19 protein-coding genes are annotated in these 19,189 nt (G+C 56.4%); 12 read left to right on the top strand and 7 right to left on the bottom strand.

From position 1 onward, the window contains the following. The coding region (locus ACILRN_RS07925; RefSeq protein WP_395687138.1) for a hypothetical protein at positions 1-144 on the top strand (144 nt) is incomplete at its 5' end. After that, positions 92-841, top strand: coding sequence for a M48 family metallopeptidase (locus ACILRN_RS07920; protein ID WP_395687132.1), 750 nt, complete (start codon positions 92-94; stop codon positions 839-841). The genes ACILRN_RS07925 and ACILRN_RS07920, both read left to right, overlap by 53 nt. 3 nt (positions 842-844) lie before the next feature. Here the strand turns inward: ACILRN_RS07920 and ACILRN_RS07915 are convergent, their stop codons facing one another. Both ACILRN_RS07915 and ACILRN_RS07910 read right to left on the bottom strand, forming a co-directional pair. Beyond that, positions 845-2,731: a transglycosylase domain-containing protein gene (locus ACILRN_RS07915; protein ID WP_395687130.1), complete on the bottom strand. Its 1,887-nt coding sequence runs from the start codon at positions 2,729-2,731 to the stop codon at positions 845-847. Between the two features lie 359 nt (positions 2,732-3,090). Then, positions 3,091-4,626: a UxaA family hydrolase gene (locus ACILRN_RS07910; RefSeq protein ID WP_395687128.1), complete on the bottom strand. Its 1,536-nt coding sequence runs from the start codon at positions 4,624-4,626 to the stop codon at positions 3,091-3,093. A 132-nt stretch (positions 4,627-4,758) separates the two neighbouring features. Here ACILRN_RS07910 and ACILRN_RS07905 point away from each other — a divergent pair, with 132 nt between their 5' ends. Then, the gene (locus ACILRN_RS07905) at positions 4,759-5,691 is read left to right on the top strand and encodes a 3-hydroxyacyl-CoA dehydrogenase (RefSeq protein WP_395687126.1); all 933 of its coding nucleotides are present in this window, start codon (positions 4,759-4,761) and stop codon (positions 5,689-5,691) included. A 6-nt stretch (positions 5,692-5,697) separates the two neighbouring features. On the opposite strand, the gene ACILRN_RS07900 is transcribed toward ACILRN_RS07905, so the two are convergent. From ACILRN_RS07900 to mutM, 5 genes are all read right to left on the bottom strand, one after another. Then, positions 5,698-6,903 (bottom strand): alpha/beta fold hydrolase, encoded by a 1,206-nt coding sequence (locus ACILRN_RS07900; RefSeq protein WP_395687124.1) that lies wholly within the window; start codon positions 6,901-6,903, stop codon positions 5,698-5,700. Beyond that, positions 6,891-7,895 carry an alpha-ketoacid dehydrogenase subunit beta gene (locus ACILRN_RS07895; protein ID WP_395687122.1) on the bottom strand — a complete coding sequence of 335 codons (1,005 nt, stop codon included), beginning with the start codon at positions 7,893-7,895 and terminating at the stop codon, positions 6,891-6,893. The genes ACILRN_RS07900 and ACILRN_RS07895 overlap by 13 nt, the downstream gene beginning before the upstream one ends. Further along, on the bottom strand, positions 7,895-8,917 hold the full coding sequence (locus ACILRN_RS07890; RefSeq protein WP_395687120.1) for a thiamine pyrophosphate-dependent dehydrogenase E1 component subunit alpha: 1,023 nt from the start codon (positions 8,915-8,917) through the stop codon (positions 7,895-7,897). Before ACILRN_RS07890 ends, ACILRN_RS07895 begins: the two co-directional genes overlap by 1 nt. A 137-nt stretch (positions 8,918-9,054) precedes the next feature. Continuing rightward, complete coding sequence (locus tag ACILRN_RS07885; RefSeq protein WP_395687118.1) at positions 9,055-9,828, bottom strand: enoyl-CoA hydratase; 774 nt, start codon at positions 9,826-9,828, stop codon at positions 9,055-9,057. 8 nt (positions 9,829-9,836) lie between these two features. Next, positions 9,837-10,721, bottom strand: a complete 885-nt coding sequence (gene mutM / locus ACILRN_RS07880) for a bifunctional DNA-formamidopyrimidine glycosylase/DNA-(apurinic or apyrimidinic site) lyase (RefSeq protein ID WP_395687117.1) — start codon at positions 10,719-10,721, stop codon at positions 9,837-9,839. Positions 10,722-10,835: 114 nt separating this feature from the next. Between mutM and trpS the strand changes: the two genes are divergently transcribed. The 9 genes from trpS to ACILRN_RS07835 form a co-directional block, all read left to right on the top strand. Further along, on the top strand, positions 10,836-11,876 hold the full coding sequence (gene trpS / locus ACILRN_RS07875) for a tryptophan--tRNA ligase (RefSeq protein ID WP_395687116.1): 1,041 nt from the start codon (positions 10,836-10,838) through the stop codon (positions 11,874-11,876). A 71-nt stretch (positions 11,877-11,947) separates the two neighbouring features. After that, positions 11,948-12,508, top strand: a complete 561-nt coding sequence (locus ACILRN_RS07870) for a NifU family protein (protein ID WP_395687115.1) — start codon at positions 11,948-11,950, stop codon at positions 12,506-12,508. A gap of 35 nt (positions 12,509-12,543) precedes the next feature. Next, complete coding sequence (gene tsaB / locus ACILRN_RS07865) at positions 12,544-13,662, top strand: tRNA (adenosine(37)-N6)-threonylcarbamoyltransferase complex dimerization subunit type 1 TsaB (RefSeq protein WP_395687114.1); 1,119 nt, start codon at positions 12,544-12,546, stop codon at positions 13,660-13,662. Positions 13,663-13,709: 47 nt separating this feature from the next. Then, positions 13,710-14,426, top strand: coding sequence for a lysophospholipid acyltransferase family protein (locus tag ACILRN_RS07860; RefSeq protein WP_395687136.1), 717 nt, complete (start codon positions 13,710-13,712; stop codon positions 14,424-14,426). 12 nt (positions 14,427-14,438) lie between these two features. Next, positions 14,439-15,791: a tRNA (N6-isopentenyl adenosine(37)-C2)-methylthiotransferase MiaB gene (gene miaB / locus ACILRN_RS07855; RefSeq protein ID WP_395687113.1), complete on the top strand. Its 1,353-nt coding sequence runs from the start codon at positions 14,439-14,441 to the stop codon at positions 15,789-15,791. 69 nt (positions 15,792-15,860) lie between these two features. Then, positions 15,861-16,814: a PhoH family protein gene (locus tag ACILRN_RS07850; protein WP_395687134.1), complete on the top strand. Its 954-nt coding sequence runs from the start codon at positions 15,861-15,863 to the stop codon at positions 16,812-16,814. Further along, complete coding sequence (gene ybeY / locus ACILRN_RS07845) at positions 16,814-17,287, top strand: rRNA maturation RNase YbeY (protein ID WP_395687111.1); 474 nt, start codon at positions 16,814-16,816, stop codon at positions 17,285-17,287. Before ACILRN_RS07850 ends, ybeY begins: the two co-directional genes overlap by 1 nt. Further along, positions 17,274-18,290, top strand: coding sequence for a hemolysin family protein (locus ACILRN_RS07840; protein WP_395687109.1), 1,017 nt, complete (start codon positions 17,274-17,276; stop codon positions 18,288-18,290). Before ybeY ends, ACILRN_RS07840 begins: the two co-directional genes overlap by 14 nt. Positions 18,291-18,354: 64 nt before the next feature. Next, positions 18,355-19,189 (top strand): YifB family Mg chelatase-like AAA ATPase (locus ACILRN_RS07835; RefSeq protein WP_395687107.1); only part of this gene is annotated, 835 nt, incomplete at its 3' end.

The raw sequence follows: 19,189 nt of genomic DNA, 5'->3' as shown, positions 1-19,189 counted from the left end.
CTTGGTGTCGGTCATTATGGTGTTTTCAACGGTTCGCGCTTCAGAAAAGAAATCGTCCCGCGGATCGTCGAATTCATAAGCAGGAACATCAGTGGTCCAATTTCTCGAAAGTCTGAGAAAGACAACCAAGCAGCAAACGCTTGAGCCATCGAGTCTTAGTTTAGGTGATGAGGCTATCAGCGTGGTGTTCCGGCGCCATGTCAACGCCCGTCGTCTCATCCTGAGACTCGAACCTTGCGGCAGCGGGTTGCTGGTCACTGTTCCGCGCGGTGTATCACGGGCGCGGGCTCTTGATTTTGTAGAAAGATCCAGAAGCTGGATATGTTCGCAGCTTGATAAACGCGGCCGGCTAACTCATCTCGAGCCAGGACAATGCCTCAAACTGCGTGGAATTGATCATGAGATCCGCCACATTCAAAGCCGTCGAGGCCTTGTTACCACCGACCCCGTCCGGCGCCTGATTCATGTTCCGGGGGACCTGCCACATTTGAGGCGCCGCCTGTTGACCTTTCTCAAGGCCGAAGCTCGAGCAGACATTACGGCAGCATGCTCAAAATATGCAACCCTCATGGACGTGGGCTTTCGCCGAATTACGCTTCGCGATCAGAAGAGTCGCTGGGGTTCCTGCTCTGCGAGTGGGGAACTATCATTCTCCTGGAGACTTATCCTGACGCCGGAGTATGTCCTTGACTATGTGGCTGCCCATGAAGTTGCGCACCTGCGTCATCTCAATCACGGTGCGCGTTTTTGGCGTCTGCTGCTTACGCAATGTCCTCACGCCACCAAAGCACGTGACTGGCTCCGTCTTAACGGGCAGCAGGTTCATCTCGTCGTCGCCTGACGCCTAGTCGTCTTCCTGCGCTCTTTTCATGCGCTCATAGGCTGTCAGCCCAGTGCCGGATCCCCTCGGGTTCGTAGTTGGACGCTGTTGGGAAAGCCCTCCAAACAGTCGCTCAAGAAAGTTCGATCCAGATTGCTGCGAAGGTGCCAAAGGTTTCGCTGCTGCACCTCCATCAAGGACAGTTCCTGCAACGGCTGGGTGTTCTGTGGTCGCGACAATGCCAGCGCCAGGCAACGGCGCAGGCGTGAGACCAAGGTGAGCAGGTTCCATTACACTGCGCCAGATCATGGCTGGAAGCAGGCCACCCGTTACCTTCTGCGTGGGTGTATTGTCGTCATTCCCGATCCATACACCTGCGATCAACTCACTCGTATATCCTACGAACCAGGCATCGCGGTAGCCCTGGCTGGTACCGGTCTTGCCAGCAATGTCATAGCCTGGAAATCCTGCACGATTTCCCGTGCCCTGCGTGATGACCAATCGCATCATGCGATTCATGTCACCAAGCTGTCGGTCACCAATTGCCCTCGCAAAGCCCGTGCCATTTCTTTCATAGACGATCCGACCATCACGCGTCTTGATCCGCGTAACCACATAAGGAGAGACTGGATAGCCGCCATTTGAAAACGGTGCAAAGGATGATGTGAGTTCAAGCAAGGTTACTTCAGACGTTCCAAGTGCGATTGAGGCATCAGTCCCAATTGATGACGTAATGCCCAATCGATGGGCAACGGCGGACACCGCCTCAGGACCTACCTGCATGACAAGCCTGGCCGAAACGGTATTCAAGGAAAGCGCAAGTGCGGTCTCAAGCGTCACCTGGCCCAGATATTTCTTTCGGTAATTCTCCGGTTTCCAGTTCCCGATTCGAACTGGCTCATCGACGACAAGTGTGTCTGGTGAATATCCATGTTCAAGGGCTGTCAGGTAGACAAATGGTTTAAATGCGGAGCCAGGTTGCCGCTTGGCTTTCGTGGCCCGGTTAAACTGGCTCTTGCGGTAGGATCGTCCTCCGACCAAGGCAAGGACTGCGCCTGATCCATCCATTACCACCATTGCACCTTCTGTGGCCTTGAGCTTAGCACCTTCTGTGCGAAGCTCCTCGATGACGGCTATTTCTGAGAGTGATTGGAGGTTGATATCAATAGTAGTCTCAATAACCAGTGATTGCTCATAATCCTTTACAAACTCCGGTAACTGCTCAGAAATCCAGTCAACAACAAATTGTCGTGGCGACAGACGATTTGCAGGATCGGCGTCTGATGATTCTGCGATCGCAGATACCGCGTCTCCGGCAGTGATGAAACCGGCTTCGACCATGTTTTCGAGTACAAGGTTTCCACGTTGCTCGGCAGCCGCTGGGTTTGATACTGGATTGGCGGCGCTCGGCGCCTTAACCACACCAGCCAGCGTTGCAGCCTCCTTCAGCGTGAGGTCGCTGGCAGACTTCTGATAATAAACTCGCGCAGCCTTCTCTATTCCAACGGCACCAGAGCCAAAATAGACCCGGTTGAGGTAAAGTTGCAGGATTTCATTCTTGCTGAAATTTTTTTCCAGCCAGAGCGCTAGAACGATTTCCTGCATCTTTCGCTGGATCGTGCGATCCGGGCTGAGAAAAAGATTCTTTGCAAGCTGCTGGGTGAGCGTTGAGCCGCCCTGAACAACGCGGCCAGCACGGTGATTTGCATAGGCTGCTCGGATCAGACCAAGGGGGTCTATGCCGAAATGACTGCGAAACCGACGATCCTCAATGGCGATGAATGCATTTGGGACATAGTCAGGCAGATCAGCAATGCGGACATCATCACCATTGAATGCACCCTGTTCTGCAAGGATCGATCCATCGGCACTGAGTATCAAAACACCTGGCTCACGTTCCGGGATTCGCATAAGTCCCTGCTTGTCGAGTGAGAACCAGATCAGCCCGAAGACGGACAGAAGGGCAAGAATGCAGGCAAGCGCTATCGTGGCCAAGAAACGCATGACAGCACCGCCGACCGACCGGCGGCGGCGGCGGATACCAGAAACCCGGCTGGATGCCAAAGTTGTCGATCCCGGCCCAGAGAAGAGCCGTGGCTCTACCCTTCGCTTCACGTTGCCTGGTGTCTTTTTCGAACCCATGTCCCCATGCGAGCCCCTGGGCCAAGGGATAATTGCCTGAGATTTAAGATTGGTGAACCCAGAGGCCCCGTACCTCAAAAATCATTTGGCAGCAATCACGGGTGAAGCCATGACCAACGTGGGAGCGACTACATCATCGCCCCAACATGCCATGGCACATATTCATTATCACCATACCCCAGCTCTTCGGACTTGGTTCGCTGACCGGAAGCAACCTTCAACATGAGATCGAATATCTGCCGACCCTTCTCCTCAATCGAAACGCCATCAAGAATATCACCACAGTTGATGTCCATGTCGTCGATCATGCGGGCGTATATATCAGAATTGGTAGCAAGCTTGATGGACGGCACCGGCTTGCAGCCATAAGCCGAGCCCCGGCCAGTCGTGAAGCAAAGAAGATTTGCACCACCTGCAACCTGTCCAGTGGCCGCCACCGGGTCATAGCCTGGTGTATCCATGAACACGAAGCCTCTGGTTGTTACCGGTTCAGCATAGCGATAGACATCACGCAATGTCGTGCTTCCGCCCTTTGCCGCGGCTCCCAAGGATTTCTCAAGTATGGTGGTGAGCCCGCCAAGCTTGTTTCCTGGCGACGGATTGTTGTTCATTTCCATATTGTTGCGGCGGGTATAGTCTTCCCACCACTTTATGATGTCGACCAGCTTCTCACCAACCTCCCTGTTTGCCGCACGTCGGGTCAGCAGGTGTTCGGCGCCATAAATTTCAGGCGTCTCTGACAGAATTCCAGTTCCACCATGCCTGACGAGAATGTCGACTGCCGCGCCGAGTGCCGGATTAGCGGTGATGCCGGAATAACCATCTGACCCTCCGCACTGCAGTGCGACAATGAGGTCCGAGGCGTGGCACGTCTCGCGTCTCACGGCATTTACATGCGGCAGCATCTCACGGATCGCCGCAACGCCTGCCGCAACCGTCTTGCGAGTGCCACCCGTTTCCTGGATCGTCATTGTACGAAAGACTTCGCTTTCGACGACCCCATAAGCTTCCTTGAACCTGGGGATCTGGAAGCCCTCGCAGCCAAGACCCACCATCAATACGCCACCCATGTTGGGATTGGTTGCATAGCCCCAGGCGGTCCGCTTCAGAATATCGAAGATAGCGCCGCGGTAGTCAATCACACAACCATTGTCCATCTTCAGAGCGACAATGCCATCGATATTCGGATAGTCGGCAAGAATGCCAGAGCGCTTGACTTCCTCTGCAATAAATCCCGCAACCGTTGCCGAACAGTTCACCGATGTCAGCACACCGATATAGTTGCGGGTACCGACTTTACCGTTTGCACGTCTGATGCCTTGAAAGGTTGCCTGCTTTTCCAGCGGCAGGATGTCTTCTGGCCTCGCATCCTCGGCAAAGGCATAATCACGAGTAAATTCATGAACACCGGTATTGTGTTCATGCACCCAACTTCCCTTTGCAATATCTAGCTTGGCAAAGCCAATGATCTGACCGAATTTTCGCACGGCCTCGCCGTTACGAATATCCGCTGCAGCCATCTTGTGACCTTTGCCAATTCGGTCGAGGGCAACAATACCTTCGGCAGAGGTGGCTCCCTTGTCCAGGGTATCGATGGCCACAAGCACATTGTCTTCGGGTGCGAGACGCAGCATGCGGGGGGTTTTCGGAACACTGGCGATCATGTCATTTCTCGTCATCTTGGTCAGGCGGCGCCTCTGCCGTCCCGAGGTCATCCATGCTAGCATGCTGTCTAGGACCGTCACATCTCATTTCTTCAGTGCTCGCAAAAACCATATCCGGAGGCAATTTAACCCATGAAAACAGCCATTTTGGGCTCTGGCCTGATCGGCCGCTCCTGGGCAATCGTGTTCGCCCGCGGCGGGCATGAGGTCATGTTGTGGGATCAGGACCCACAGCAACTGTCGAGGGCGCTCAGCCACATCGCCCAGACCCTGCCAGACATGGCAGAGGCTGGCCTGATCAAGTCTCCAGACCAGATTCGGGGTAAAATCCATGCGGTACAAAGCCTGAAGGAGGCCATCTCTGCCGTGGACTTCATTCAGGAAAACATCCTTGAGCAGGTCGAGGCAAAGCAACGGCTGTTTTCTGAAGCTGAATCGCTCGCTCCGGCTGATGCCATTTTTCTGAGTTCGACCTCCGCGATCATGCCGTCAGTCATCTTCGGTGCGCTGAAGACCCGGCAGCGCTGCCTTGTTGCACACCCGCTCAATCCACCGCACTTGGCGCCAATTGTGGAACTCTGCGGAGCCCCATTCACTTCATCTGAAGCATTGGAGAAGACCCGTTCCTTGATGATGAGCTGTGAAATGTCGCCTATTGTCATCAAGCGTGAGATAGAAGGATTTGTTCTGAATCGCCTGCAACTGGCCGTTCTCAACGAAGCCTTCCGACTCATATCAGAGGGATATGTGACAGCATCCGATCTCGACAAGACAATGACGGAAGGTCTTGCGCTGCGCTGGAGCTTCATGGGGCCAATCGAAACCATTGATCTCAACGCCCCCGGGGGAGTGGCCGACTACGTCCAGCGCTATGGGCCGATGATCAGAAGGATTGGCGACAGCCAGGGAACTGCAAAGCCTTGGCCTGATACCGTGGCTAAGACACTGGCGGCTGAGCGGCGGGCTCTGGTACCCTCCGACAAGCTTGACGACGCTACGACCTGGCGCGATCGCCGGATGATGGCGCTGGCTGCACACAAAAGGTCACAGCAGAAATTCAGATAATACCGCTCACAGGCCTGCAATGAGCTCGACGATCTGGTCAGTTGCACGCCAATGGGGCAGATGGCCTGCTGCCTGCAAGAGATGGACGGATACGTTGAAGGGCATATTGAGGGCATGGTGAGCGGGAATGATCAAATCATCTCGCATGAACACCGCCTGCACGGGAGCCGTCAACCTGGCAAGTGTTGCAAGAATTGATAGTTTCTGGTTGCCGCCACTTTCGATCGCGTCGGCAATCAGCTTCTGCTGGGAACCATGGCGGGCCAGGTCTTCGGCAAGCCTTGCCTGGGATTCCGCTGGCAGCCGCTCTCCCAAGAATGCGTCTGCGCGATCAAATTGTCCGGCGAGCATTACGCGCACAAATTCATCATTGATTTCTTCGCCACAGCCTGCCGGGCACAGCAAAGTGAGTGACTGGGCACACTCGACAAGACCTGCCGCAACTACGGAACCAAAGGAGTGGCCCACCACGTGGAAGCGTCCTGATGGCAGGCTGGCCTTGATGGCATCTGCCATGGCATCAGGCGAGATGGCAGTGCAGGATGTTTCGCCATGCCCCGGAAGGTCGGGTGCCATCGTTCGATAGCCCCTCGCGGCCAGCTTTCGAGCCAGCGTCGTGAAACTCTGCGAGTCAGCAAAAAGGCCATGCAACAGCAAGACGCTGCCTTTCTCAGAGCCGTGGTTTGCCCACTCACGAAAAAAAATCCGGCCGGATGGATTCTCAGAATAAAAAGTACTTCGAAGTGGTCTTGCAGTCGTGACAAGATCAGCACGCACGATTCGTCCATTGCGGCCACTTCCCGCAATCCTTGCAAGGTCTATTCCTCTACGCCGGGCCTCGGAACGCGCTGCTGTGGACGCACGGGGCCGGGACCCCGCCACCGTGACCATGTCCCGGACGGTCACGCTGGTGGCAGGCAGGATGTTTGGCTTTTCTGCTGGCTTTTTTGCCTCGGCCACCGCCTCGCCTTCGATTTCAATTCGCGCAATGGCAGTTTCAACCGGCACGAGCTGATCGCTGGCAACAAGCCATTCAACAAGTATGCCATCCTGAAGTGCGGGAACTTCGACCGTCGTCTTGTCACTTTCAACTTCAAGCAGCGTCTCGCCACGCCTGAAGGTCTCGCCCGGCTTCTTCAGAATTACGCCAATACGGCCTTCCTCCATCGTTTCCCCAAGACGGGGAAGCGGCATCTCGATCAGACGGCCCATGATGGAGCAACCCTCTTCACAAGCCAGAGCGCGGTTTCCACAATGAGCTGAGGTGAAGGCACTGCACCGCGCTCTAGCGCCGGTGATACAGGGATTGGAATGTCCTCACCCGCTACACGCAAGACGGGCTCTTCCAGATAGTCAAAACAGCGCTCTGAGATACGCGCCGACAGCTCTGCAGCAAAACCAGACGTCATCACTGACTCTGTCGCCACGATGGCCCGGCCCGTCTTGGTGACCGAGCGTATCATCGTATCATCATCCAGTGGATTCAGACATCGGATGTCTATAACTTCTGTCGAGATGCCCTGCTCTGCCAATATCTCAGCAGCAGCCAGCGCCTCAAAGACCATCTTCGAATAGGCAACAATTGTAAGGTCTGTACCTTCGCGGCGTACAGCGCACTGGCCCCAGGCGGCATCTGGCTGATGGGCGTCGAGTTCTCCCTTGCGGACATAAAGGCCCTTGTGTTCGATGAACACCACGGGATCTGGGCATTTCAGTGCCATGCGCAAAAGGTGGTAGGCGTCATTCACGGTAGCGGGCATGACGACCCGAAGCCCGGGAATATGGGTGAACCAGGATTCAAGCGACTGAGAGTGCTGAGCTGCTGCAGAGCGGCCTGTACCCCCTTGGGTTCGCAGCACCATTGGTACGCCAATCTGCCCACCAAACATATACCGGCTCTTTGCGGCCTGATTTGCCACCTGATCCATCGTCAGGCCTGCGAAGTCGATGTACATCAATTCTGCAACAGGTCGCGAACCCGTCATGGCAGCACCGATTGCTGCTCCCACGATACCCGCCTCTGCAATCGGCGTATCGACGACCCGATCCTCGCCAAACATTTCAAGCAGACCCTTGGTGACGCCATAGGCGCCACCATAACGGCCGACCTCCTCGCCCATGACAAATATCGTGGGGTCCTCTGTCATGGCGTCAATCAAAGCCTGGCGTAGCGCCTCGCGATATGTCGTCTCAATCACAGGCATCACCGAGACTCCCCAAGAATCATAGAAAGGTGATGGCGCAAGGGCCGTGGCGATAGCTGCCCTTCGGCATACACATCACGGAACATCGTATCGATGGGTGGCGGCAATGCGGAGATCGCGTGTTCGACAGCCGCATTCATTTCAGCTTCAACGTCGCGATCGAGCAGCGACAGTGCTGTTTCATCTGCTGTCTGCCGTGCGATCAGCCGGCTACGTGCATTTGCAAGCACATCACGCTTGCGACCCTCCATCTCTTCGGCTTCGTCACGATAAGGGCTCTTGTCAAGCCGCGCATGGCCATAAAAACGATAGCAATTGATGGCGAGAAAGCCGGGCGTTCCACCGCGCGCAGCCGCAATCATCCGTTCTGCTGTCTCATGAACTTCCTCAACATCACTGCCGTCGACGGTAATGCCACTGAGGCCGCAGGCAGTGGCACGCTCATGCAAGTTGGTATTGGCAGCGGCACGATCAATGCGCGTTCCCATTCCATATTGATTGTTTATGCAACAAAAGAGAACTGGAAGTTTCCACAACGCGGCCATGTTCATCGCTTCATAAAGAACACCCTGCTGCGATGCGCCATCACCGAAGAATGCAACAGACACGTGCGGGAGCTTCCGGTTACGATAGGAGATGCCGGCGCCGACAACATGTGGGATTCCTCCACCAACAATCGCATTTGCACCAAGCGCTCCGAGAGCCATGTCGGCAATATGCATCGAGCCGCCCTTTCCAGAACAATAGCCGTCTGCCTTGCCGGCAATTTCGCTCATCATGCGCCGTGGGTCGGCTCCACGCGCTATGAATATGCCGTGCCCGCGGTGGTGGGTGGTGAAACTGTCTCCAGGCTCCATGGCTCGACAGACACCGGCAATCGACTCTTCTCCGATCGACATATGAAGCATCGACCCAGCTGACTGACCACGTACAAAGAGCTCATTCACCCGCTCTTCGAAGGTGCGGATGCGCCGCATGGTGCGGTAATGCTCGAGAAGAAGCTTGTTTCCACCTGCGTTCATGACTGAACTCGCTCACGAATGGTGACTGATCTACAATACATGGTGACCCCTGGGTGACTTAGGTAACAAGTTCCTGTTCAAACCGGCAAAGCCCCTAGACAACGCCTTGACCGGGAACAATGGTCTCGACGTCCCCATCAACGATCCTTGAAGACTGGTTTGCGCTTTTCGATGAAAGCACGCATGCCTTCCTTCTGATCTTCGGTGGAAAACATTGAAAGGAACAGACGGCGTTCAAAACGGGCACCCTCGGCAAGCGAGACTTCCTGAGCCCTGTTGACCGTTTCCTTTGCCATCATCACGATCGGCTTTGAATAGGAAGCAATCTTCGTTGCCGCGGATAACGCCTCCTCAAGAAGTTTGTCGGGTGCGACAATCCGCGAAACAAGACCTGCCCGTTCTGCCTCAGCAGCGTCCATCATTCGGCCGGTCAGCACAAGGTCCATGGCTTTTGCCTTGCCGATCAGGCGCGGCAGGCGCTGGGTTCCGCCTGCACCAGGCATGATTCCCAAGGTAACCTCCGGAAGGGCGAAGCGAGCTGTTTCGGAGGCAATGATGAGATCGCACATCATCGCCAGTTCCAGCCCACCACCCAAACAAAATCCGGAGACGGCAGCAATCACCGGCTTGCGTGTCTCGGCAAGTCGTGTCCAACCATCGAGAAATCTGCCCAGATAGGCCTCGACATAGGACTTCTCCACCATTTCCTTTACATCCGCTCCGGCAGCAAATGCCTTTTCACTGCCGGTGAGGACGACACATCCAATCTGGGAATTGGTCTCAAGATCAGCAAAAGCGGTGTTCAATTCGCCGATCAACGCCTCATTCAGCGCATTGAGTGCTTGTGGGCGGTTCAGCGTCACAAGCCCGACGGTGCCTCGGATTTCAACGATGATGTTCTGAAAAGCCATGGTTCATCCTATGTCTGGCAATGACGGCAGTAAAAGGTGGAACGACCAGACTGCACAAGCCTCTTGATTGGCCGTTTGCAGCCAAAACATGGCTCACCCTCGCGATCGTACACTTGAAAACGCTGCTGAAACGTACCAGAGGCTCCGTCCGTATGTGCAAAATCCTGGAGCGACGATCCCCCCGCCATGATGGCCTCCTCCAGCACGTCACGAATATGGCGGACAAGTTCAGAAAGCCGCTGGTCGAACGTCCTGGTCCGCACCAGCGTGCCCGACTTCCGCCTTGGCGATAACCCCGCTCGGTATAATGCCTCACAGACATAGATGTTGCCAAGACCGGCGATGATGCGCTGATCAAGCAATGCCGCCTTGAGCGGCGCCGTTTTTCCACGAAAGCGCTCCGCCAGGTAGTCCACATCGAAGCTGTTGCCAAGAGGTTCGACACCAAGGCCGCGGAGCAACTTATGGGAGCCGGCAGAAGTCTCCGCAAAGACGTCCATCATACCGAAACGGCGGGGATCGGTGTAGACGACCCGCGTTTCGTCTTCGAGGATCATCATGACATGGTCATGAAGACCATTTCCCGTTTCGGCCGATGCATGCCCGAGATAGAAATTTCCCAAGTTTCTGCTGCGATTGCTCGAGAATACCGAAAAACGCCCCGTCATGCCGAGGTGAACAAGCAGCAGTTCGCCGGAGTCAAGCGCGGCCAGGATATACTTTGCCCGCCGCCAGATCGCAGTGATGCGCCGCCCGCTGAGCCTCTGGGCAAACGCCTCAGGAAAGGGAAAGCGCAGTCCATCGCGCCGTAACGCCACCTGGGCGATCTTGCGACCCTCGAGTACGGGCTTCAGCCCGCGCATGACCGTTTCGACTTCGGGAAGTTCTGGCATCCTGCCTGTTCTTAGAGCGTTTCACGCGCGGCCTGGCAAGCGGTGCCACAGGCTCTTTTCAGAACCTTGTTTTACAGGCATAAGCAGCGCCGGTTCAGCCCAAGGGTTTCAGACATGGCCAAAATTGTTCCGCGCGTCTTTTCCGGTATGCAACCGACCGGAAACTTGCATCTCGGAAACTATCTGGGTGCGATGCTGAACTGGATCCATATGCAGGATACCCATGAGTGCATCTACTGCGTGGTTGACATGCATGCCATCACAGTGTGGCAGGATCCAAAGGAACTGCGCAAGGCGATCATTGATGTGACGGCAGCTTATCTTGCCTGCGGGCTCGACCCCCGGAAGAGTATCATCTTCAACCAATCCCAGGTTGCTGAACATGCCGAACTGGCCTGGATCCTTGGCTGCGTCGCCCGGATCGGCTGGCTCAACCGCATGACCCAGTTCAAGGAAAAGGCCGGAAAGGACAAGGAGGCCGCGTCGGTCGGCCTTTATACTTATCCTGTGCTGATGGCCGCAGATATCGTCGGCTATCGCGCCACCCATGTGCCAGTGGGCGAAGACCAGAAGCAGCACCTTGAACTGGCCCGCGATATCGCCAACAAGTTCAACCTCGACTATGCAGAGGCAATCAGGTCTGCGGGTTTTGCGGATGGCGTCTTCCTGGTCCCGCCAGAACCCTACATCACCGGTCCGGCAACCAGGGTTATGAGCCTGCGCGACGGCACCAAAAAGATGTCAAAGTCAGATCCCTCTGATCTCTCCCGGCTCAACCTGACCGACGATGCCGATACCATTGCCAGGAAGATCCGGAAGGCCAAGACCGATCCCGAGCCACTTCCCAGCGCGCCCGAGGGCCTGAAGGGGCGTCCAGAGGCTGACAACCTGACCGGAATCTATGCTGCCCTCTCAGGTGAAAGCGTCGAGAGAGTGCTTTCTCAATATGGTGGCGGTCAATTCTCTGTGTTCAAGAACGCTCTGGCAGAATTGGCCGTTGCCAAACTCGGGCCGGTAGGGGAAGAGACAAAGCGGCTCCAGTCTGACCCCGGATATGTGGAAACGGTACTTCGGGATGGTTCTGCTCGGGCGAGGGCGATTGCCGCGCCAATTATGCGCGAGGCAAGAGAAATCGTCGGCTTCATTGTTTCATGAACTCCGCCTGCGAAGAAGTTTGAAACGATTCTAAAGAAGGTCTATATAATACCCGAGTAGAGGAATCGGACATGTTCATTCAAACAGAAGCAACCCCCAACCCGGCCACCTTGAAGTTCTTGCCTGGCAAGCCGGTATTGCCCGGGGGCACGCGAGACTATCGTGATGCTACCGCAGCCGCCGAGTCGCCCTTGGCACAAAAGCTGTTTTCAGTGGCTGGTGTGTCGGGGGTCTTTCTCGGCCAAGACTTCATCACGGTCACGAGATCCGGCACAGAATGGCAGCACCTGAAACCGGCAGTCCTTGGTCTGATCATGGACCATTACCTGTCCGGTGAACCGGTACTGCTGGATGAAGCAGCAGAGGGCGGGACCAAAACGGACGAGTTCTTCAGCGAAGGTGACTCCGAGATCGTCACCACCATCAAGCAACTCCTCGATACCCGCGTGCGGCCGGCGGTGGCACAAGACGGTGGCGACATTACCTTCCAGGGCTTTCGCGAGGGAATCGTCTACCTCAACATGAAGGGTTCATGTGCAGGCTGCCCCTCCTCCACCGCCACGCTGAAGCACGGCATCGAGAATTTGCTGCGCCACTTCGTTCCAGAGGTGAGCGAGGTGCGTGCGGTTTGACGTGATACGGGTGAACAGCCTATCACCTTTGTGTCATGAATATCCTAAGCCTCGATACAGCAATGGGGGCATGCTCTGCGGCAGTGATTGACATCGGGCATGGCTTCGTCCGTGCTGAACTGTGTGAACCCATGCAGCGGGGCCACGCCGAGGCCTTGGCGCCTATGGTGGCTCAGGTCATGAAGGCCTCGGGCCGCGCATTCAGGGATATTGGCTGCATCGCCGTGACAACTGGTCCAGGAACCTTCACTGGCACACGCTTGGGTCTGGCTTTTGCACAAGGGCTGGCACGTTCCTGCGGAATACCTGCCGTTGGGATCGATTCGCTCAGCGCCATCGCTGCGAATGAACCTGCAAATGTACCACTGCTTGTCGCGTCAGATGCAGGGAATGGACATGTTTACGCAGCAGCATTTGATGACATGAGACGGCAAGTCCAGGCTCCTCGTGTTTCAACAGCAAGCATGGCTGCTCAAAACCTTCCGCAGGGCTGCTGGATCGCGGGAACCGCTGCCCGCACCATTATTGAGGCAAGCGGCCGCCCAGACCTCACCCTTTCAGCCGCGGAAAGCCATCCCATAGCCTCACGGTTCGGTCATGTGGCGGTGACACAGCAGGGCCAGACTGTGCTGAGACCACTCTACCTTCGACCGCCGGATGCAAAGCCCCCGGGTCAGCCAGCAGGCGCTTCGGGCAACCTGACATTTGAAGCTGCAGGCACGGCGGCTGCCGAAGTACTCGCCGAGTTGCATGGTGAGGCTTTCCAATCAGGATGGAGTGCAGCAGAATTTCAAAGCCTGCTCAATGTACCCGGAACTTCAGCCACAATAGCGCTCGACAGGGGCAGACCAACTGGCCTGCTTCTGACCCGTCAAGCGGGGGATGAGGCCGAGATTATCACGATTGGGACGAGACCAGCAGATCAGCGGAAGGGCATAGCACTCCAGCTGTTGTCAACTCATCTCTCGAATCTGACGCATCTTGCAGTCCGTCGGGTGTTTCTCGAAGTTGCGGTATCCAATGCCGCAGCCCAATCGCTTTACAGAAAACTCGGGTTCAGAGAGGTTGCGCGGCGGAAAGGCTACTATACCCGCGCAGGCGGACGCGAGGATGCCATCGTGTTGAGCAGGGACACTGCAGGGCAAGGGCCGTGAGAGGACCCTTCCTGCTAGTGTTACTGGCGGTGCTGACCTTGCCCCTGATGCCATTGCAGAAAGTCTTTCTGTGGTTGGGTCTTGATCTCGGTCGAGTGTTTCCGATGTATTATCATCGCATTGTTTGTCATCTACTCGGTGTGAGATGCGAAGTGATTGGCGCTGTTCCAAGCAGTGGGCCTATGTTGCTTGTCAGCAATCACGTAAGCTGGCTCGATATCGTCGTCTTGAGTTCCATGGCCCCCGTTTCGTTCGTTGCCAAGCGCGAGGTGAGCAGCTGGCCAGTATTCGGCACTCTGGCCAGGCTCCAGCGGACCGTGTTCGTTGACCGGACTCGGCGGCACGCCGTCGGGGTATCCCGAGATGAAATGTCAGAGCGGCTGGAAGCCGGCGATACACTTGTGCTCTTTCCAGAGGGGACATCAAGCGACGGGCGCCGGGTTCTGCCATTCAAGACATCATTCTTTGCCTCGGCCGGCTTACCCGGTGTTCTGGTGCAGCCAGTATCACTGGCCTACCGGGGTCATCGCAATCTTCCCATGAACAGACGCCTGCTGCCGTCTTATGCCTGGTATGGCGAAATGGCCTTGCTGCCACACCTCCTCGCCGCACTCAATCTTGGCCCGATCGAGGTCGCCATTGTCTTTCATTCGCCGTTGTCTCTCAGCGGAGAGAAAAATCGGAAGCAACTGGCTCAGCACGCTGAAAACGAGGTCCGGCGTGGTCTCGCCCTGGCGCTTCACGATCCTGGGAGAATAGGCTAGATGCAGGACATCATGGATAAACGTCCCCGCAAGGTCTTCGTAAAGACCTATGGTTGCCAGATGAATGTCTATGACAGTGCCCGCATGCATGACGTGCTGGAGCCCCTAGGCTATTCGGAGGCGGCAAATCCGGAAGAGGCTGATCTGGTTATCCTTAATACCTGCCACATTCGTGAGAAAGCAGCTGAAAAAGTGTATTCGGAGCTTGGCAAGCTCAAGAGGATGAAGCGGATCAAGGCCGAACAGGGCGGCGAGATGTTGATCGCTGTTGCCGGCTGTGTCGCCCAAGCCGAGGGAGAGGAAATCGTGAGGCGAGCTCCCGCCGTCGATCTTGTTTTCGGACCACAGGCCTATCAACGCTTGCCTGAACTCCTCGCGCGTAGAGAGGCTGGATCGATCCCGATCGTCGAGACGGAGTTCCCTGCAGAAGACAAGTTTGAGAAACTCAATGTGGGTGGGGCTCTCAAGCGGAGCGTTGCGGCCTTTCTCACCGTTCAGGAGGGATGCGACAAATTCTGTACTTTTTGTGTGGTTCCATATACCCGCGGTGCGGAGTTTTCGCGGCCAGTCGAGCAAATCATCGCCGAGGCGCGGAAGTTGGCTGCCCAAGGTGTCCGGGAGATCACCCTGCTCGGACAGAACGTCAACGCCTATCATGGTAACGATGCCAATGGCCGGAGTCTGGGCCTTGGAGGGCTCGTCGCCGAACTGTCACGCATCGAGGGTATCGAACGGCTCCGATACACCACCAGCCACCCGCGGGACATGAGTGAAGACCTGATAGCCGCACATGCCATAAACCCCAAACTCATGCCTTATCTTCATCTGCCAATACAATCTGGTAGCGATACGATACTAAAATCTATGAATCGTGGTCACACGGTAGAGAACTATCTACGCCTGGTTGAGAGAGTTCGAAACGCTTGTCCTGACATTGCAATGTCCGGAGATTTCATTGTTGGTTTTCCCGGAGAAACAGAAGCGGATTTCGAGTCGACACTAAAAGTCATAGCTGACGTAGGCTATGCAAGCGCTTATTCCTTCAAGTACTCACCGCGTCCCGGCACTCCGGCATCGGAGGCACCGGGTCAGATTCCCGAAGCCGAGAAAGACGCGCGGCTTCAGACCCTTCAGGCCCTTGTCATAGCCCAGCAAACAGCATTCAATCGTAAGATGATCGGTCGCACTTTGCCCGTGCTGCTCGAAAAGACCGGCCGGCAACCGGGCCAACTGGTTGGCAGGTCGCCCTATCTCCAGCCAGTGCACCTGCTGGCGGAGAGCCACCTTATCGGGAAGATCGTGGACGCCCATATAACGGGGGTTGGAAGCAATAGTCTTTCAGGCCATTATCGTCCATCGGTTTAGCTAAGGAGACGTAGTTCATTGAATCCCCCCGTCACTGCAGCTCAGCTTGGATCCCCAAAGGCTGGACACCTGCAAGAAGATTCCGACGTTCTTACGCTCTCGTTTGACGATAACCGATTGTTATCATTGCTGTGCGGCGAACATGACGAGAATCTTGCCGTGCTCGAACACAAGCTGCATGTTGATATTACACCTCGTGGCAACAGGCTTGCCGTGCGGGGCGCTGATTCGGCGCGCAACGTCGCCCGCGATGTATTGATGGGGCTCTATAATCGGGCCCGGCGCGGTCTCGATATCAGCAAGGGTGAGGTCGAAGGAGCGATCCGCATGCGAGAGGCCCAGGATGCGAATGTTCCTGGTGGTGCGATCCGCACCCGCCGCAAGCTTGTCATGCCGCGGACCCCAACCCAGGGGGCATACATCGAGGCCATCCGCAAGAATGAACTCGTCTTTGGAATTGGGCCGGCGGGAACCGGCAAGACCTATCTCGCTGTGGCCTGCGCTGCAGAAGCGCTGATGAATGGCGAGGTTGACCGCATCGTACTTTCTCGGCCCGCAGTTGAGGCAGGTGAGCGGCTAGGGTTTCTTCCAGGTGACATGAAGGAGAAGGTCGACCCGTATCTGCGCCCTCTTTATGATGCGCTTTACGACATGATGCCGGCGAGCCTGGTCACCAAGGGGATCGCCGAAAACCAGATTGAGATCGCACCGCTTGCATTCATGCGCGGCCGTACACTGTCATCGGCCTTCGTCATTCTCGATGAGGCACAGAATACCACGCCGCAGCAAATGAAGATGTTCCTGACGCGGCTCGGCGAAGGAAGCCGTATGGTCGTCACCGGAGATCCCACCCAAGTGGACCTTCCACCCGGTGTCATGTCGGGTCTGGGGGATGCCGTAGGGATTCTGAAGGGCGTGCAGGGCGTCGCCTCTATCGGGTTCGGCAACGCTGATATTGTGCGCCACGCGCTTGTTGGACGTATCGTGGCAGCCTACGATAAGAAAACCCCGAAACAAAAGTGATGACTGTGACGATCGAGGTTGAGGAGCCTGCATGGCTCACGCTCGGCAGTATCGAGGCGGTGGCGCAGCGTGCAGTATCAGCAGCGCTCAGGGCTCTCAAGTTTGACGAAGGCTTGGGTCAAATCTCTATCCTGCTCACAGATGACGAGTGCGTTGCCGAAATGAATTCAATGTGGCGCGGCAAGCCTTCGGCGACAAATGTCTTGTCGTTTCCAGCACCGGCCAACCTCCCGGTACCGGCCGGTGAAACTCGCCCGATTGGTGATATTGTGCTTGCTTATGGAGTGGTGTTGCGAGAGGCGGAGGAGCAAGGCAAGAGGCCCGAGGATCATGCAACTCACCTGATCGTCCATGGTGCGCTCCACCTGTTGGGTTTTGATCACGCGACAGAGGATGAAGCCAGCAGAATGGAACAGCTTGAAGCCGATATTCTCAGCAGCCTTGGAGTTGCCGATCCCTATGACCGACACTGACCGGGAAGATGCAACCCTGCAGTCCGAACGCGGGCATGAAAGTCTTTGGCAGAGGCTGAGGACTCGCTTTGCGAGGGGCAGGGACAAGGGCCTGCGCGAAAGTCTGGCTGGTGCAATTGAAACGCACGAGGCACAAAATCCAGGTGAAGCCGTAGGCCAGGAAGCGAAGTCGATGATGCTCAACATCATCGAATTCTCCAGCCTGCGAGTTGATGATGTGATGGTGCCACGGGTTGACATCGTGGCCATCGAAGAGACCGACACGATGCAAGATCTGCTGGCAAAGTTCATTGATGCCAACCACTCGCGCATTCCGGTTTTCCGTGACACGCTCGATGACGTGACCGGCATGATCCATGTAAAGGATTTCTTGCGCTGGATGACCGCGCGCGGGACGAGAAAGCGCCGTTCCAGCGGGGCGGAAAAGACGGATAAGCCGGGGACGGTCGCCGGGCTCAGCATTGCGGCGTCCACGCTCGCAACCAACGTCAATCAAGCCGGGCTTAATCGCGAAGTATTATTTGTGCCACCCTCCATGCCTGCCACCGACCTGTTGGTCCGGATGCAGGCCAGTCGCACTCACTTGGCGATTGTCATTGACGAATATGGCGGGACGGAAGGCCTGGTATCGATTGAGGACCTCGTCGAGGTCATTGTCGGTGATATCTCCGACGAACATGACACGGACGAGGATCTTGAAGTGAGGCCGGTCGAAACCGGTATCTATATGGCGGATGGCCGCGTGGACCTCTCCAAGCTCGAAGCCCTGCTGGCGGTGGACTTGCTGCCTGAAGACGAAGAGGAGGAAGCGGACACGCTGGCAGGGTTGATCTTCAAGATCGCTGGCCGGGTGCCGATCCGCGGTGAAATCATCCGGCACGGGAGTGGATTGGAGTTTGAAGTCCTGGATTCGGATGCGCGACGGGTAAAGCGCGTGCGCATCAATGCACGCAGTGTTCACGCCACGCACCAGGAAGCCGCTGATCGCAATACCGACACTTGATGTTCGTGAAACGTTCTTGACCTTTACGTAAAGAGCATATAATCTGGTCGCGAGGGAGTCTTTTATGACATCGCGAGCCTCTACCATTGCCTTTCAGGGGATCGAGGCCCTCGCGGTCGATGTTCAGGCACAGTTCCTGTCCGGGCTGGTTCAATTTAGCGTTGTAGGTCTTGGAGACAAGGCAGTTGCAGAAAGCCGGGAGAGGGTGCGGGCAGCCTTGCATGCTATTGGCCTGGGACTTCCGGGCAAACGGCTGACCGTCAACCTGTCACCCGCTGACCTGCCCAAGGAGGGCAGCCATTTCGATCTGCCTATCACGCTTGCGGTACTGGCCGCTCTGGGCATTGTGCCCCAGGATTTTCTGTCTCGTTACGTCGTCATGGGGGAACTGGCGCTGGATGGCGGTATCGTTGCAGTATCCGGCGTGCTGCCTGCCGCCATTGCCGCAAATGCCCGCGACATGGGACTGATCTGCCCAAAGGCCTCGGGCCCGGAGGCAGCCTGGGCCGGTGAAGACGCCGATATTCTCGCCCCGGAAAATCTTGTTCAGCTCATTAATCACATCAAGGGAAGCCAGGTTCTGACCCGGCCAAGGCCGGCTGTGGCTCCGGAACCTGACGGGCTGCCGGATCTCCAGGACATCAAAGGTCAGGAAACAGCCAAGCGTGCCCTTGAAGTGGCAGCCGCAGGTGGCCACCATTTCCTGATGGTAGGGCCGCCGGGAGCTGGTAAGTCAATGCTTGCGCAGCGCCTGCCCTCCATCCTTCCGCCCATGGACTCCCGCGAAATGCTGGATGTCAGCATGGTCGCATCCCTGGCGGGCGAACTTTCAGGTGGTCGGCTATCCCGGCGACGCCCTTTCCGCGCGCCCCACCATTCGGCGTCGATGCCGGCTCTTG

Origin of the sequence: Aestuariivirga sp., assembly GCF_044238155.1 — a bacterium.
GTDB lineage: Bacteria > Pseudomonadota > Alphaproteobacteria > Rhizobiales > Aestuariivirgaceae > Aestuariivirga.
Note: the sequence above shows the minus strand (reverse complement) of the source record. Positions and strands in the feature narration are given on the sequence as shown.